The 15,519-nt window shown below is 68.2% G+C and carries 12 protein-coding genes; 2 read left to right on the top strand and 10 right to left on the bottom strand.

The annotated features are described in order from the left end of the window. Complete coding sequence (locus tag HHL11_RS06410; RefSeq protein ID WP_169417586.1) at window positions 1-1,533, bottom strand: acyl-CoA carboxylase subunit beta; 1,533 nt, start codon at window positions 1,531-1,533, stop codon at window positions 1-3. A 10-nt stretch (window positions 1,534-1,543) separates the two neighbouring features. Then, window positions 1,544-2,509, bottom strand: coding sequence for a Bug family tripartite tricarboxylate transporter substrate binding protein (locus HHL11_RS06405; protein ID WP_169417585.1), 966 nt, complete (start codon window positions 2,507-2,509; stop codon window positions 1,544-1,546). Between the two features lie 118 nt (window positions 2,510-2,627). Here HHL11_RS06405 and HHL11_RS06400 point away from each other — a divergent pair, with 118 nt between their 5' ends. Then, on the top strand, window positions 2,628-3,095 hold the full coding sequence (locus HHL11_RS06400) for a MarR family winged helix-turn-helix transcriptional regulator (RefSeq protein ID WP_169417584.1): 468 nt from the start codon (window positions 2,628-2,630) through the stop codon (window positions 3,093-3,095). An 81-nt stretch (window positions 3,096-3,176) separates the two neighbouring features. Then, window positions 3,177-3,986 (top strand): hypothetical protein, encoded by an 810-nt coding sequence (locus tag HHL11_RS06395; RefSeq protein WP_169417583.1) that lies wholly within the window; start codon window positions 3,177-3,179, stop codon window positions 3,984-3,986. A 33-nt stretch (window positions 3,987-4,019) separates the two neighbouring features. On the opposite strand, the gene arcC is transcribed toward HHL11_RS06395, so the two are convergent. From arcC to HHL11_RS06355, 8 genes are read right to left on the bottom strand one after another with little or no spacing between them, the layout of a single operon-like run. Beyond that, window positions 4,020-4,946, bottom strand: a complete 927-nt coding sequence (gene arcC, locus HHL11_RS06390; RefSeq protein WP_169417582.1) for a carbamate kinase — start codon at window positions 4,944-4,946, stop codon at window positions 4,020-4,022. Window position 4,947: 1 nt separating this feature from the next. After that, entirely contained in the window at window positions 4,948-5,952 is a 1,005-nt protein-coding gene (locus HHL11_RS06385) for an ornithine carbamoyltransferase (RefSeq protein WP_169417581.1), read from the bottom strand. 12 nt (window positions 5,953-5,964) lie between these two features. Further along, window positions 5,965-7,188, bottom strand: a complete 1,224-nt coding sequence (locus tag HHL11_RS06380) for an arginine deiminase (RefSeq protein WP_169417580.1) — start codon at window positions 7,186-7,188, stop codon at window positions 5,965-5,967. A 10-nt stretch (window positions 7,189-7,198) separates the two neighbouring features. Beyond that, window positions 7,199-8,089: an amino acid ABC transporter substrate-binding protein gene (locus HHL11_RS06375; RefSeq protein ID WP_169417579.1), complete on the bottom strand. Its 891-nt coding sequence runs from the start codon at window positions 8,087-8,089 to the stop codon at window positions 7,199-7,201. Window positions 8,090-8,091: 2 nt separating this feature from the next. Then, window positions 8,092-9,453: a putrescine-ornithine antiporter gene (potE, locus tag HHL11_RS06370; protein ID WP_169417578.1), complete on the bottom strand. Its 1,362-nt coding sequence runs from the start codon at window positions 9,451-9,453 to the stop codon at window positions 8,092-8,094. Then, window positions 9,446-11,830, bottom strand: a complete 2,385-nt coding sequence (gene speC, locus HHL11_RS06365; protein ID WP_169417577.1) for an ornithine decarboxylase — start codon at window positions 11,828-11,830, stop codon at window positions 9,446-9,448. Before speC ends, potE begins: the two co-directional genes overlap by 8 nt. Before the next feature lie 16 nt (window positions 11,831-11,846). Beyond that, window positions 11,847-14,108, bottom strand: coding sequence for an Orn/Lys/Arg family decarboxylase (locus HHL11_RS06360; protein WP_169417576.1), 2,262 nt, complete (start codon window positions 14,106-14,108; stop codon window positions 11,847-11,849). A gap of 14 nt (window positions 14,109-14,122) precedes the next feature. After that, window positions 14,123-15,502 carry a DcaP family trimeric outer membrane transporter gene (locus tag HHL11_RS06355; RefSeq protein ID WP_169417575.1) on the bottom strand — a complete coding sequence of 460 codons (1,380 nt, stop codon included), beginning with the start codon at window positions 15,500-15,502 and terminating at the stop codon, window positions 14,123-14,125. Between the last annotated feature and the right edge of the window lie 17 nt (window positions 15,503-15,519).

Below are 15,519 nucleotides of genomic sequence, written 5' to 3'. Positions count from 1 at the left end.
TCAGTAGCTGGTGGGCCAGGTGCGCATCAGGTGCTCGCCGACGCCGTTGGAAAGCCGCATGCGGTGCACGTCGAGCACGCGGATCAGGTAGTCGCGCGTCTCGCGCGGGTCGATCACCGCGTGCACCGCGTTGGTGGCGGCCGCGTCGTAGGCGGAGGTGTCCTTGGCCATCTCCACCAGCAATTCCTGGTAGCGCGCCGGGTCGTCCTGCTCGGTGATGCCGTGCACCACCGTCACGCCATGGCGCGGGTCCATGAAGTTCAGTTCCGCGGTGAACCAGGACACGACCTCGTCGGCGTTGCCGGCGCCGCCCATGTTCAACACCGCCTGGCCGTAGGACTTGCGCATGTTCACCGAGATCTTGGGCACGCTCACCAGCGACAGCGCGTTCATCCAGTTCATCACGCGGCCGATGGCGCCGGCGCGCTCGCCCTCGATGCCGATCAGGAAGCCCGGCTGGTCCACCATGAAGACCAGCGGGATGTTGAAGGAGTCGCACAGCACCAGGAAGCTGGTGACCTTGCGGCAGCTGTCCGGGTCGATGGCGCCGCCCTTGTTCATCGGGTTGCTGGCCACCACGCCCACGGTCTTGCCGTCCAGGCGCGCCAGCGCCGTCACCACCGACTTGCCGAAGCGCGGCTTCAGCTCGAACAGGCTGCCCTCGTCGTAGACCAGGTTGAGGATCTTGCGCACGTCGTACACCTTGGTGCGCGACTCGGGCAGGATGTCCAGGATCTTGTGCGCGTCCTTGCCGGAATTGGGCGGCACCGGCCGCACCGGCGGCGCCTCCTTGTGGTGGCTGGGGAGGTAGGACAGGAAGCGGCGGATCGCATCCAGCGCCTCTTCGTCGGTGTCCACCGCCAGGTCCACCATGCCGGTCACTTCGGTATGCAGCTTCCAGCCGCCCAGGTCTTCCGGGTCCACCTTCTCTGAGATGGCCATCGAGGTGAGCTTGATGCTGGACACCGCCGTGATCGCGCCCTTGCGCATCACGCAGAAGTCGGCCAGCGCCGCATACCAGGAGGAGGAACCGTAGCAGTGCCCCAGCACGGCCGACACCCATGGCGTCTCGCGCTTGCGCAGGTACTGCGTGGGCCGGTCGCCGCCCATGATGGCGGCGGCCCCCATCACGTCGGGCATGCGCGCGCCGGTGGATTCGCCGAGGAACACCATGGGCAGGCCGCGCGCAGTGGCCACCTTCTTCATGTGGCCCACCTTCGAGGTGTTGACCTCGCTGCTGGACGCGCCCATGACGGTGAAGTCGTTGGAGACGATGCCCACCTCGCGGCCGTCGACCCTGGCGAAGCCGGCGATCTTGCCGTCGGCCGGCGACTTCTCGCGCATCTCCGGGCGGATCGACACGCCGAACAGGCCGGACTCCAGGAAGCTGCCCGGGTCCGCCAGCCGCGCGATGCGCTCGCGGGCGTTGAGGACACCCTGCGCCTTGCGCTGGGCCAGCTTGCCTTCGCCGCCCATCGCAAGCGCCTTGCTGCGGCGCGCCTCGAATTCGGCCAGCTCTTTCTCGAATGCCATCGTCCCGTCCTTACTTCTGCACCAGGTGGGGCAGCACCTTGGCGGTCTGCTGCCACATCGCCGTTTCCGACTTCAGCTGCGCCTGGAATTCCTCGGGGCTGCTGGTCGCGGTCTCCGCGCCGGCGCCGCGCACCTTGGCCACCATGTCCGGCGTGGCCATGATCTTCTTCGTTGCCGCGGCGAGGCGGTCGACGATTGCCCTGGGCGTGCCGGCCGGCGCCATCACGCCGTACCAGATGGAGATGTCGTAGTCGATGCCCTGCTCGGTGAGCGTCGGCACGTCCGGCAGCACCGCGAGGCGCTTGCCCGAGGTCACTGCCACCGGCTTCAGCTTGCCGGCCTGGATGTGCGGCAGCAGCACCGGCGTGAGCGCGAACACCATGTTCACCTGGCCCGAGATCGCATCCATGGTCGCCGGTGCGCCGCCCTTGTAGGGCACGTGCAGCAGCTTGATGCCGGCCTTGTTGTTCAGGAGTTCGACATAGAGGTCCAGCTGCGCGCTCGACACGCTCAGCTTGCCCGGCTGCGCCTTGGCCGCGGCCAGCAGTTCGGCCGGGTTGTTCACCGGCACCTTCGGGTTGGCCGCGATCACGAAGGCGATGCGCGACACCAGGCTCACGGGCTCCAGCGCGCTGAGCTCGAAGGACGGATTGGGGCCGAACACGGGGTTCAGCACCTGGCTGTTGTTGGCCAACAGGAGCGTGTAGCCGTCCGGCTTGGCCCGCGCCACCATCTCGGCGCCGATGTTGGTGCCGCCGCCCGGCTTGTTGTCCACCACCACCGCCTGGCCCAGCTCGTGGCCCAGCGCGTCGGCGTAGTTGCGGGCGATGAAGTCGGTGGTGCCGCCCGGCGGGTAGGGCACCACGATGCGGATGGCCTGGACCGGATAGCGGTCCTGCGCCCGGGCCGGCGCAGCGAGCGACAGGGCGCAGGCGCCCAGAGCGAGGAGATGGAGGACTTTCCGGTGGCGCGTCATGTCTTGTCTCCGTTATTCGTTGCGGCCAAAACACCGGACCGCGAACAGCCACTCTAGGCCGGTTCCGCCAATTGGTCAACATTGTTTACCATCTATCTGCAAGTGCTAAAGTCGAGCCATGGCCACCCGTTCCCGACTGCAAGCCCTGCAAGCGTCCCGCCGCCAAGGCATAGGGCGGCTGCTGCTGCTGGCGCGCCGCGACTTCCTGGCCCGGCTGGGCGACCTGATGGGCGGTCCCGACGAGACCGTGCTGGCCGCGCGCGGGCGCCTGCTGCCCTACATCGACATCGAAGGCACGCGCAGCGTCGACCTGGCGCGGCGGCTGGGCGTGACCAAGCAGGCCGTGGGCCGGCTCGTGAAGGACCTGGAGGAAGACGGCCTGCTGTGCCGCGAGACGGACGGCGCCGACGGCCGCGCCTTCCTCGTCAAGTTCACCGACACGGGCCTCGACTACCTGACGCGCATGCACAAGTGCATCTCGCAGATCGAGCGCGACTACGAGCGCATGGTCGGCGGCGAGCGGATGGAGGTGGTGCGCGAGGTGCTGATGCGCATCTCCTACGGCGAGGACGACGCGGCGCACTGAAGCCTGGTGGCTTGCACCTCACCCGGATGGCGCGCCGCCCGCCTGACGCGCATGCTGCGCGTGCTGCCGAGGAGAACAACCATGCGCACGCTGCCCGCCCTTGCCATCGCCCTGCCCTGCTGCCTGCTCGCCGCGCCGGCCGCCCAGGCGCAGTCCTGGACTTTCGACCTGGCCATCTACGGCTACTTCCCGCGCGCCGGCGGAACCACCAATTTCCCGCCTGACAACGGCGGCGGGGGCGGCAGCGACACCGTCACCATCGACGGCGACCCGCTGCTGAACCACCTGAAGTTCGCCTTCATGACGCAGTTCGCGGCGCACAAGGGGGACTGGGGGCTCTTCGCCGACTACATCCGGGTGGACTTCGGCAGCTCCAAGTCCGGCAGCCGCGCCATCAACATCGGCGGCGTGCTGCCCGTGGGCGCCGCGGCGGACATCGACTACAGCCTCAAGGGCAACCTGTTCACGCTGGCGGGCTCGTGGAAAGTGCCGACCTCGCCGGCGTTCACCATGGACCTGCTGTTCGGCGCGCGCATGCTGGACATCGATACGCACCTGGGTTACGCGCTCTCCGGCAACATCGGCAGCATCCCCCTGCAGGAGCGCAGCGGGGACCGCAACGCCAGCCAGACCAACTGGGACGCCATCATCGGCGCGCGCGGCCGCGTCCCCTTCGGCGCCGGCAGCCGCTGGTATGCGCCCTATTACGTGGACGTCGGCACCGGCGACTCCAGCCTCACCTGGCAGGCGATGGCGGGCGTCGGCTATTCCTTCGGCTGGGGCGACGTGGTCGGGGCGTGGCGCTACGTGGACTACCGGATGAAGTCAGGGCGGGTGATCGATACCTTGAACTTCAACGGGCCGGCGATCGCGGCGGTGTTTCACTGGTAGCAGGGTAGGCGGTGCGCAGCAAAGCTGCGCACCCTACGAATACTCGATCCCGCCATCCTTCTGGATCGTCGTCCCCGCCTCGCCGGCGATGATGCGCTGCAGGTCGTCCAGCGCGCCGATGGCGGCCTTGCGGCCGGTGGCGCGGACGAAGCGGCAGGCGGCGTCCACCTTCGGGCCCATGGAGCCCGCGGCGAAGGAGAAATCGGCCAGCGCATCTGGCGTCGCGCGGCGGATCGCCCGCTGCGTCGGCTTGCCCCAATCGGCGTAGACCGCGTCGGCATCGGTCAGCATCACCAGCAGGTCGGCGTCGAGGTCGCGGGCCAGCAGTTCGGTGGCCAGGTCCTTGTCGATCACGCACTCGATGCCGTGCAGCCGCTTCTCGCCGTCGTACACCGCGGGGATGCCGCCGCCCCCGGCCGCTATGACCACCGCGTGCTTCTCCAGCAGCCACTTGATCGGCCGCAGCTCGAAAATGCGCTTCGGCTCCGGTGAGGCCACCACGCGCCGCCACTTGTCGCCGTCCATCTTGAAGGCCCACTGCTTCTCGGCGGCGAGGCGGTCGGCCTCTTCCTTGCCGTACTGCGGGCCGATGAACTTGGTGGGGTTCGCAAAGGCCGGATCCTGGGCGTCCACCTCGATCATCGTGAGCAGGGTGGCGAAGGGCCGCTCGAAAGGCAGCAGGTTGCCCAGCTCCTGCTCGATCATGTAGCCGATCATGCCCTCCGTCTGCGCGCCCAGCACGTCGAGCGGATAGGTCTCCACCTTCGTATAGGCCGCGCCCTGCAGCGCCAGCAGCCCCACCTGCGGGCCGTTGCCGTGGCCCACCACCAGGTCGTGTTCCATGGCGACGGGCGCCAGCGACTTCGCCGCGGTGCGGACGTTGTTGCGCTGGTTCTCCGCCGTCATGGCCTCGCCACGGCGCAAGAGGGCGTTGCCGCCCAGGGCGGTGACGACCAACACCTCAATCTCCCAGCGTGGCGACCATGATCGCCTTGATGGTGTGCAGCCGGTTTTCCGCCTGCTCGAAGGCGACGTTGGCCTCCGACTCGAACACCTCGTCGGTCACCTCCAGGCCGTCGGGGATGCCGTGCTCCTCGGCCAGCTGCTTGCCCACCTTGGTTTCGGTGTCGTGGAAGGCCGGCAGGCAGTGCATGAACTTCACCTGGGGGTTGCCGCTGGCCTTCAGCAGCGCGGCGTTCACCTGGTACTTCATCAGCAGCGCGATGCGCTCCTTCCAGACCTCCTTGGGCTCGCCCATCGACACCCAGACGTCGGTGTGGATGAAGTCCACGCCGCTCACCGCCTCCTTCGGGTCGTCGGTGATCGTGAGCTTGGCGCCGTACAGCGTCTCCAGCTCGCGGGCGATCTTCACGTACTCGTCGGCCGGCCACAGCTCCTTCGGCCCGCAGATGCGCACGTCCATGCCCATCAGGCAGCCGACGATCATCAGCGAGTGACCCATGTTGTTGCGGGTGTCGCCGAGGAAGGCGTACTTGATCTGCGTGACCGGCTTGTCGCTGTATTCGCGCATGGTCATCACGTCGGCCAGCATCTGCGTCGGGTGGTATTCGTCGGTGAGGCCGTTGAACACCGGCACGCCGGCGTACTTGGCCAGCGTCTCGACCCCGCCCTGGGCGGCGCCGCGGTACTCGATGGCGTCGAACATGCGGCCCAGCACCCGCGCCGTGTCCTTGAACGACTCCTTGTGGCCGATCTGCGAACCGGCCGGGTCCAGGTAGGTGACGTTGGCGCCCTGGTCGTGGCAGGCCACCTCGAAGGCGCAGCGCGTGCGGGTGGAGGTCTTTTCGAAGATCAGGCAGATCTCCTTGTCCAGCAGGTGCTTCTGCTCGGTGCGCGCGTACTTGGCGCGCTTCAGGTCGCGCGCCAGGTCCAGCAGGTAACGGAACTCGCGCTGGGTGAAGTCCTGCACGGTCAGCAGCGAGCGGTTGCGGAGGTTGAGGCTCATGGAAACTCCCGTTCAGAAGGCGACGTCGCGCGCGATGGGACAGGTCATGCAATGGCCGCCGCCGCGTCCGCGCCCCAGTTCGGCGCCGCGCACGGTGATCACTTCCACGCCGGCCTTGCGCAGCAGGGTGTTGGTATAGGGGTTGCGGTCGTAGGCGAAGACGACGCCCGGCTCCAGGGCGACGACGTTGTTGCCGTCGTCCCACTGCTCGCGCTGCGCCTGCCAGGCGTTGCCGCCGGTTTCCACCACGCGCAGCTGGCGGAAACCCAGCGCCTCGGCCACCACCTCGAACAGGTGGCCCTCGTCGCGGTGCACCTCGATGCCGCCCTTGCCGTCCGGCCGGCAGGAATAACAGCGCACCAGGTCGGCCACGTCGCGGTAGGCGGTGACGAGGTCGCGGTCGCAGAAGCTGAAGATGGTGTCCAGGTGCATCGCCGCGCGGCTCTTGGGCATCAGGCAGCCGATGACGCGGGTGGCGGCGCCATGCTCGAACAGCTTCGCCGCCACCTGGTAGACGGCCTGCCGCGTGGTGCGCTCGCCCATGCCTATGAGCACCACGCCACGGCCTATCGGCATGACGTCGCCGCCTTCCAGCGTGGACCGGCCGAAGTGCTCGTCCGAGTCGCCCCACCAGATCTTGAAGTCGCCGCCGGCAAAGCGCGGGTGGAACTTGTAGACGGCGCGCTGCAGCAGCGTCTCCGGCTCGCGCGCGGGCCAGAACATGGGATTGACCGTCACGCCGCCGTAGATCCAGCAGGACGGGTCGCGCTGGAACAGCGTGTTGGGCACCGGCGGCAGCAGGAAATCGGTGCCGCCATAGGCCTCTTCGAGCATGGAGGACCACTCGCTCTTCGGCACGTCGAGCACTGCCACGCCGCCGATCAGGTGCTCGGCCAGCTGCTCCGCCGGCATCTCCTCCATCCACGGGCGCAGTGCCTTCACGCCGAAGCCGACGTCGTTGACGGTCAGCCGCCGGTCCAGCACGAAAGCACGCGCCTCCGGGTTGCGCATGGTTTCGGCGAGCAGCTCGTGCAGTTCCAGCACCTCGGTGCCGCGCTCGCGCATCTTCATGGTGAAGTCGTAGTGGTCGCGCTGTGCCTCCGGCACCCACAACATGTCGTCGAACAGCAGTTCCGCCGCGTTGCCGGGCGTCAGCCGCTGGTGGGCCAGGCCGGGGCGGCACACCATCACCGTGCGCAGCTTGCCGACTTCGCTATGGACACCCAATGCTTGCATGTTCAGCTCCTTAGTCGGGCAAGGCGACGAGATTGAAGAAGTCCTGGGTCATCGCTGGCGGCGGCCCGAAGTACTTCGTGTACAGGGCCACCATGTCGCTGCTGCGGTACAGCTGGCTCAGGCTGCGGTCCACCAGCAGGCGGAAGTCGGCGTCGTTGCGGCGCACCGCCAGCGCCACGACGTCGCGCCGGAAGATCCGGTCCAGCACCTGGATGCCGGCCTGCTGCTTGTCGCGGGCCACGGCGTCCACCAGGAAGGAGCGGTCGTTCAGGAAGGCGTCGGCGCCGCGGGAGGCGAGCAGCTGCAGGCCGGCATCGGGACTTTTCACCGTCACGATGTCGGCCACGATGCGGCGCTGCCGCAGGGTCGAGGCGAGGGCCTCCTCCAGCGGGATGCCCTCCACCACCGCGAGCCGCACCCGCTGCGGCGCCTGGTCGGCCGAACCGCGCCAGACCGGCCAGTCAGGCCGGATCAGCCCGGACAGCGCCTGCACCAGCCGCGGCGGCGCATCGCTGCGGACCGCCGCCCCCGTGCCGGTCAGGGCGATGGGGATCGAGAAGTCGACCAGCGCCCGTCGTTCCAGGCTCGGGACCGCGCCGCACAGCAGGTCGATGCGGCCCTGGTCCACGGCCTTGAAGGCCTCGTCGGGCTTGACCGCTTGCCAATCCACCGCCAGCGCCGGCAGGTTCAGCTGCGCCTTGATCGCGTCCGCCAGCTTCTCGCAAAGGGCGATGGCGAAGCCGCCGGCCTTGCCGCCTTCGGTGTAGGAGAAGGGCCGGCTGTCCATGAAGCCGATGGTCAGCTTGCCGCTGTCGCGGACCTTGTCCAGGGTGCCGGCGGCGCCGGCGGCCGTGGCGCACAGGGCCAGGGCCGCGGCGCAGAGCGCGTGAAGTGCTTTCATGCTCAGGCCCTCGCGAGGTTGGCTTTGGCGGCGGCCTGGCTCTTGGCTGCCGGCGCGATGGCGCGCTGCAGCCGCGCTGCCACCAGCCCGAAGGCCAGGTAGCCCAGCGCCAGCACCAGCGTGCCGCCCATCACCGCGTCCTTGCCGGAGGCGTAGAGCGCGTACACCGAATACACGATGGCGATCACGGCGACGGCGGCGTTCAGCCGGTAGCTGCGCTGCTCCACGCCCGCGCGCCGCATGATCACGAACAGCGCCGACAGCGCGACGATGTAGGGCACCACGTTCGTCACCACCGCCAGGTTCACCAGCGCGGCGAACTGCTCGCTCAGGTTGGGCGAGATGGTCGACAGCGCCAGCACCGACTGCACCACGCCCATGATCACCATGCCGACGATCGGCGCGCCGGCCGCCGTGGCCTTGCCGAAGATGCCCGGAAACAGCCCGGTGTCGGCCGCGTCCTTGGCCGTGGAAGCCAGCGTGAACTGCCAGCCGAGCAGGGAGCCGACGCAGGCCAGCGCCGAGAGCGCCATCACCACCTGCCCGACGCCCGGCGCGAACATCTTCGCGAAGGCCAGGCCGAAGGGCCCAGTGGATTCGGCCAGCTCCTGGTTGGGGACGATGCCCTGGATGGCGGTGGTCGACAGGATGTAGATGACCGCCGCGCCCAGCGTGCCGAACATGCACGCAAGCGGCACGTCGCGCTTGGGGTTCTCCACGGCGGAGGCGTTCTGCGAAGCCGACTCCATGCCCAGGAAGGCCCATAGCGTCAGCGAGATGCTGGAGCCCATGCCCTGGCCCAGCGTGAGGCCCTTGGGGTTCCAGGCGGCGGCGAAGGTGTCGCCATGGAACCAGAACCAGCCGAAGATGGACATGAACCCCACCGGCAGGATCACGCCCCACACCGTCACCGAACCGATGCGCCCGGTGATGCTGGGCCCTCCGAAGTTGGCCGCCGTGGTGATCCACAGCAGCACGATCACGCCGACGCAGGTGGCGATGGGCGAGGCGGTGAGGATGGGAAAGAACGCGGCCAGGTAGCCCAGCGCCGAACTCGCCACGGCGACGTTGGCGATCGCCAGCGACAGGAAGTACAGCAGGAAGACCTGGAAGTAGCCGTCGCGCCCATACGCGTCCTCCGCATAGGCCGCCATGCCCCCAGGCCGCTGGTTGAAGATGCCGCACTGGGCGAAACCCCAGGCGATGGCCAGCGAACCGATCGCCGTGACCAGCCACGACAGGAGCGAGATCGCGCCCACCTTGGCCATGTTGGACGGCAGCATGATGATGCCGGAGCCCATCATGTTGACCGTGACGATGAACGTCAGCTGCGTGACGCTCATCTTCTTGCCTGCTTCAGCCATGGCTGCCTCCTGCTTCTTCCCGCACGACGTAGGTATGGAAGGCGATGCGGCCGTCGACCTTCTCCTGGTACACCCCCTGGACCTCGTAGTTGAAGCCCGGGAAGCGGTTGAACGACTCCTCGAAGGCGAGGAAGTAGTCCAGCATCGGCTGCGCGCGCTCGTCCCAGCGCTCGCCCGGCACCACCACGCCTATGCCCGGCGGGTAGATCAGCGCCAGGGTCGCGGAGATGCGGCCCTTGACCTGCGTGAGCGGCAGGTAGTCCACCTCGTTGCCCACCAGCGCCTGGTAGGCCTCCTGCGGCGTGATCGCCATCTTGGGGAAGCTGTCGGCGCGGAAGCTCTTGCGCTGCAGGTCCTTGATGCGGCGTTCGCGGTAGAAGGCATGCATCTCGTTGCACACCTGGCGCAGGCTGTAGCCGGCGTAGCGCTCGGCGTTGTTCATGTACAGCGAGGGCAGCACCTGCGACAGCGGCGCGTCGCGGTCCCACAGGTTCTTGAACTTCACCAGCTTGGCGATCAGCGTGTTCAGCTTGCTTTCGTCCTCGGCCGGCGTCAGCAGGAACAGGATGCTGTTCAGGTCGCACTTCTCGGGGACGACGTGCTCCTCGCGCAGGAAGTTGGCCACCACGGTGGCCGGCACGCCGAAGTCCAGGTACTCGCCGGTCAGGCGGTCGATGCCGGGCGTGAGCAGCGCCAGTTTGCACGGGTCGACCATGGTGTAACCGTCGCTGTAGCCGGCGTAGCCGTGCCAGCGCGCGCCGGGCTTGAAGTTCCAGCATTGCTGCTCGCGCTTGATCACCTCGGTGGGCAGGCTTTCCCAGGGCACGTCGTTCGCGTCCTGCGTGAAGCGCGAGCCGCGGATGCTCACCTGGTCCGGCACGAAGGGGTCGAAGAACCACTTCTCCGCCTCCGTGGCGCCCTGGCCCCGGTAGAAATGCACGAACTCGCGCAGCTTCTTGCGGGCGTCGATGCCCAGGGCGATGCAGCGGTCCCACAGCATCTCGCCGGCCTTGCCCTCGTGCACCTTGGCGTTGACGTCCAGCGAGGCGAACAGCGGGTAGAAAGGCGAGGTGGACGCGTTGATCAGGAAGGATTCGTTGAAGCGCTTGTGCTCCACGTAGCGCGGCTGGCCCTTGATGTGCTCGTCGCGCTTGTGCACCTGCGAGGCCTGCGAGAAACCCGCGCCCTGCTTGTGCACGGACTGGGTGGAGAACAGCCCCGGCATCTCGGGCGTGAGCTTTTCCAGCCGCATCGGGCTGTGGTCGTGGAACAGCGGGTGGAAGGCGTTGTAGCCGATCCAGGCCTCGTCCCACAGCACGTAGTCGCACAGGTGGCCGATCTTCTCCAGCACCTTCTGCACGTTGTAGATGGTGCCGTCGTAGGTGCACAGCTGGATGCAGGCCAGGCGGAAGGGCCGCCCCGCGTTCGCCCGTTCCTTGTCCTGCACCAGCGGGTGCTGCCGGATCTGCTCGCGCAGGTATTTCTCGTCCCAGGCGTCCCAGTCGACCGCGCCTATCATGCCGAAGGCATTGCGGGCGGTCGGCAGGAAGATGGGGATGGCGCCCGCCTGCACCAGCGCGCCCTGGTGCAGCGACTTGTGGTTGTTGCGGTCGAACAGCACGAGGTCGCCGCGCCGCAGCACCGCGCCGGTCACGATCTTGTTGGACGTGCTGGTGCCGTTCAGGACGAAGTAGGTGCGGTCGGCGCCGAACACCTGCGCGGCATGCTTCTGCGCGGCGGCCGCCGCGCCTTCGTGGATCAGCAGGTCGCCGAGGTCGACGTCGGCGTTGCACAGGTCGTTGCGGAAGATCTGTTCGCCGAAGTGCTTGTAGAACAGCTGGCCGGCCGGCGATTTGCGGTAGAACTGCCCGCCCTGGTGGCCCGGGCAGTCGAAGGCGATGTAGCCCTCGGCGTCGTAAGCCATCAGCCCGCCGAAGAAGGGCGGCAACAGCGAGGTGCAATAGTCCTTCAGGCTCGTGAGCACCTGCTTGGCGTAGAAGTCCGCCGACTGCTGGCCCAGGTAGAGGTAGCCGTCGACCTCGCCGGTCAGCGACAGCACCGCCATGTCGCCGATGCGGTGCGCATCGGCCAGCGCCCACACCGGCGTGCGGAAGCCGGCGTCGCGCACCGCGCCGCCCAGGCGCCGCGCGGCTTCGCGCCGCTCGCCGTCGATCATCACCACATAGGCGCCGACGTCGGCGTCCTCGGTGACGTCGCGTTCGTAGCTGTCGGCCGCCTCCACCTCGAACCGCTCGCCGCGCAGGCACTCCACGAGCTGCTGCACCTGGCGGTTGCCGGGGTCGGCGACGACCACCACCTTCATCAGGCGGTGGAAGGGGATGGGGAGGCTGGAACCCTTGACCGGATACGGCGTCATGGCGCCCTCCTTTGCTTTACAGCTGGACGCAGTCGACCAGCCACCGCTTGCCGCCGCCCGCGATGGGCTCGAAGCGCAGCCCGTGGACGTCGCTTTCGAAGCCCGGGAAGCGTTCGTCGAAGTCGCGGCAGAACTTGAGGTAGTCGACGATGGAGCTGGTGGTGAAGCGCTCGCCGGGCATGATCAGCGGGATGCCGGGCGGATAGGGCACCACCATCACGGCGGCGACGTGGCCACCCAGTTCGTCGATGGGAACCGGCCGCACCTTGCCGTGCACCAGCCGATCGTAGGCGTCGGCCGGCTTCATCGCCGGCTCGGGCAGCTCGGTGTACATGGCGTTCATCGAGCGCGCCGTGTCGTCGTCGCGGTAGCAGGTGTGCAGCGCCTGGCAGAGGTCACGCAAGCCCCAGCCGGCATAGGCCGCGCCGCCCACGGCCGCCACGGTCGGCAGCACCTTGGACAGCGGCACGTTGCGGTCGTAGTCGGACTTGAAGTCCGCCAGCGCGTCGACCATCGTGCTCCACTTGCCGCGAGTGATGCCGAGCGAGAACAGGATGAGGAAGCTGTAGAGGCCGGTCTTCTCCACCACCAGCCCGCGTTCCCACAGGTACTTGGTGACTACCGCGGCCGGGATGCCCTGCGCCTCCAGCTTGCCGCCGGCGCCGAGGCCCGGCGTGAGCAGCGTGACCTTGATCGGGTCCAGCATGATGTAGTCGGGCGCCAGGCTGCCGAAGCCGTGCCAGCTGGCGCCGGGTTCCAGCACCCAGTCCGCCGTCTTCGGCGGCTGCTCCAGGTCCAGCTTGTCGGGCTGCCAGACGCGGAACCACCAGTCGCCCTTCTTGTAGCCCTTGCCCAGCGAGGCCAGCGCCAGCCGGAAGTTCATGGCCTCGGTGTGGGTCTCGTGCACGATGCTGCGGCCGGCCGGGCCTTCCATCATCGCGGAGCTGACGTCGAGCGACGCGATGATGCCGTAGTGCGGCGAGGTCGAGCCGTGCATCATGAAGGCGTCGTTGAAGCGCGTCGTGTCGATCTTGCGCTTGTCCGACTCCTGGATGTGGATCATCGAGGCCTGCGAGAAGGCCGCCAGCAGCTTGTGCGTGGAGTGGGTGGCGAAGACCAACGTGTGGTCGGCCCGCGGGTAACCGCGCGGCACGCCCATCGCGTGCCGGCCCTTGTAGAACTCGTGGAAGGCGGCGTAGGCGTACCAGGCCTCGTCGAAGTGCAGCGCGTCCACCTGGTCGGCGACGGCGCCCTTGATCTTCTCGGCGTTGTAGCAGAGGCCGTCGTAGGTGGAGTTGGTGACCACCGCGATGCGCGCCGGGCCGGGATGGCCGCGCGCGATGGGGCTGGCCGCCACCTTCTCCTTGATCGCCTCCGGCGTGAACTGGTCCAGCCCGATCGGCCCGATGATCCCGTACTCGTTGCGCGAGGGCGTGAAGTAGACCGGCGTCGCGCCCGTCATGATCAGCGAGTGCAGCAGCGACTTGTGGCAATTGCGGTCGACGATGACCAGGTCGTCGCGGCCCGCCATCGAATGCCACACCACCTTGTTGGCGGTGGAAGTGCCGTTGGTGATGAAGTAGGTGTGGTCGGCGCCGAACACCTGCGCCGCGTAGGTCTCGGCTTCCTTCACCGGCCCGGTGTGATCGAGCAGCGAGCCCAGTTCCGGCACCGACACGGAGAGGTCGGAACGCAAGGTGTTCTCGCCGAAGAATGCGTGCAGCGCATGCCCCGCCGGCGACTTGAGGAAGCCGACGCCGCCCGCATGGCCCGGCGTGTGCCAGGAATAGGCCGAGCGCTCGGCATGGTGCGCCAGCGCCTTGAAGAAGGGCGGCAGCAGGCCGTCCAGGTAGTCGGCGGCGAGGCGCATGATCTGCCGCGCCAGGAATTCGGTCGTGTCTTCGTACAGGTAGAGGATGGCGTTGACGTTGCGCAGCGCCTCGCCGGCCTGCGGCTGGTCCGCCCGCAAGGTGGCGCTTTCGCCCAGCGCGACGATCGGCAGGCCGGGCGCGCGCTCGTGCACCGCCTTCAGCTGCGCCACGATGTCCTGCAGCGCCGCGGAATTGCCCTGGGCGGCGTGGGCGCCGACCACGATGGCGGCCAGGCCGCGGTGCGCGCCGGCCACGATGCCGGCGTCCTCGCGGGTGTCGACCGCGATCACCTTCCAGCCGGCACGCTCCAGGTGCTGCTGGATTTCGCGCAGGCGCACGCCTGCGACGCTGCGCCCCGCCACCTCCCGGTGCGCGAGCAGGATCGGGAAACTGCCTTGGAACTGCATGGAAGCCTCGCTGTCTAGAAAGTGACCTTGGTCGAGAACTGGATGCGGTTGTCGCTGGCCGCGCTGCCGTCCTTGTTCTCGCGCCGGCCCCAGACGTATTCGCCGCCGATCAGCACGTTCTTGGTCAGCGAATACAGCAGGTTGCCGCTGGCATAGCTGCCGCTGCGGAAGGCGTTGTCGGCCTGGCCACCGGCGTTGTCCTGGCGGTGTTGGCTGTAGCCGATCGAGCTGGTCAGCTGCGGCGTCCAGGCGTGGCCGTAGTAGGCAAACCAGCCGAGGGAACGGACGGTTTGCGCGTGGAAGCTGGCATCCGGCGCGAGGTCGATGCCGCCGTCGTTCATGTAGCTGGCGATGGCCTTGCCGCCGGCGACACCCCAGCTCAAGGTGTCCTTGCCGAACAGCTTGAGCGCGCCGCTCACGTTCAGGCCGTAGCCGGTCTCGGTGTTGGACGGGTTGCCGCTTTGCGTGGTCGACGTGGTGAAGCCCACTTCGCGCACGATGGCCGCCGCCTTCACGTGGCCCCAGTCGCGGTCGACGCGGAACGACCCCACCAGGTCCGGCAGCCGGTTGTGCGCCGTGACGCCGGCGCCGAGGTTCGGGTCCACCTCGGTCACCTTGCCGGTGTCGATGGCGGAGTTGGGCGCTTCCAGCGACACGGCCCAGGTCAGGCCCTTGCCGGCGCTGGCCGTGTAGCGGACCTGCGGGTTGCGCAGGAACACCATGCCGGGCGGGCCCCAGTAGTCGATCGTGTTCGGGAACGCGTCGATGTTCATGAAGTTGGAGTCGGTCTGGCCCGCGCCCCAGGCCCCGAGCTCGCCCCACATGCGCAGCCAGTGGATGTTGGTGCCGCCGTCGCTGCCGAACAGGTCGAAGGCCAGGTCGGTCTTGATCAGGCCCAGCGAGGTGGGAATGGTGGCCTTCATGCCCAGGCTGGACTGGCGCACGCTCATGACGTAGAAGCCCTCCTTGCCGCAGCCGGGTTCGCCCGGGCAGCTGACCGGGATCTGCGAGGGCCGCAGCGTCGCCTGCCACTGCGGGTTCATGCGCTTGAAGTCGTAGATGGCGTCCAGCATCGCCTGGCCGTAGAAGGCGACGTGGGCCTTGTCGGCGTCGGGTGTTCCAGGTTCCGGAACGATGTTGGGGGCGACCACCGGCGCGCCATGGGAGCCCACGACCGCGGGCGGTCCGGGTTCGTTGCTGGCAGCGGCCGCCGGCGCCTGCGCGGGCCTCACCCCCGGTGGCTGCTGCTGCGCCTCGAGCGCGCGCACTCGCCCCTGCAGGTCCTGGATCGTGCGCATGGCCTGATCCAGCATGCCCTTGAGCTCCTCGTTGCTCTGCGCGTGCGCGCTCGCCCCGAGGGAGAGGATCGCGGCGGCGATGACGCTCTTTCGCATAGGCTGCCTCCGTCCAC

Origin of the sequence: Ramlibacter agri (assembly GCF_012927085.1) — a bacterium.
Taxonomy (GTDB): domain Bacteria; phylum Pseudomonadota; class Gammaproteobacteria; order Burkholderiales; family Burkholderiaceae_C; genus Ramlibacter; species Ramlibacter agri.
The sequence above is the reverse complement of the archived record's forward strand: the minus strand, read 5'-3'. Positions and strand labels throughout refer to the sequence as shown.

Excerpts from the sequence above, each read along its gene's own strand:
- HHL11_RS06405 (WP_169417585.1), bottom strand. The coding sequence starts at position 2,509 with ATGACGCGCCACCGGAAAGTCCTCCATCTCCTCGCTCTGGGCGCCTGC.
- HHL11_RS06395 (WP_169417583.1), top strand. The coding sequence starts at position 3,177 with ATGCGCACGCTGCCCGCCCTTGCCATCGCCCTGCCCTGCTGCCTGCTC.
- HHL11_RS06400 (WP_169417584.1), top strand. The coding sequence starts at position 2,628 with ATGGCCACCCGTTCCCGACTGCAAGCCCTGCAAGCGTCCCGCCGCCAA.
- potE (WP_169417578.1), bottom strand. The coding sequence starts at position 9,453 with ATGGCTGAAGCAGGCAAGAAGATGAGCGTCACGCAGCTGACGTTCATC.
- HHL11_RS06385 (WP_169417581.1), bottom strand. The coding sequence starts at position 5,952 with ATGAGCCTCAACCTCCGCAACCGCTCGCTGCTGACCGTGCAGGACTTC.
- speC (WP_169417577.1), bottom strand. The coding sequence starts at position 11,830 with ATGACGCCGTATCCGGTCAAGGGTTCCAGCCTCCCCATCCCCTTCCAC.
- HHL11_RS06355 (WP_169417575.1), bottom strand. The coding sequence starts at position 15,502 with ATGCGAAAGAGCGTCATCGCCGCCGCGATCCTCTCCCTCGGGGCGAGC.
- HHL11_RS06410 (WP_169417586.1), bottom strand. The coding sequence starts at position 1,533 with ATGGCATTCGAGAAAGAGCTGGCCGAATTCGAGGCGCGCCGCAGCAAG.
- HHL11_RS06380 (WP_169417580.1), bottom strand. The coding sequence starts at position 7,188 with ATGCAAGCATTGGGTGTCCATAGCGAAGTCGGCAAGCTGCGCACGGTG.
- HHL11_RS06360 (WP_169417576.1), bottom strand. The coding sequence starts at position 14,108 with ATGCAGTTCCAAGGCAGTTTCCCGATCCTGCTCGCGCACCGGGAGGTG.
- HHL11_RS06375 (WP_169417579.1), bottom strand. The coding sequence starts at position 8,089 with ATGAAAGCACTTCACGCGCTCTGCGCCGCGGCCCTGGCCCTGTGCGCC.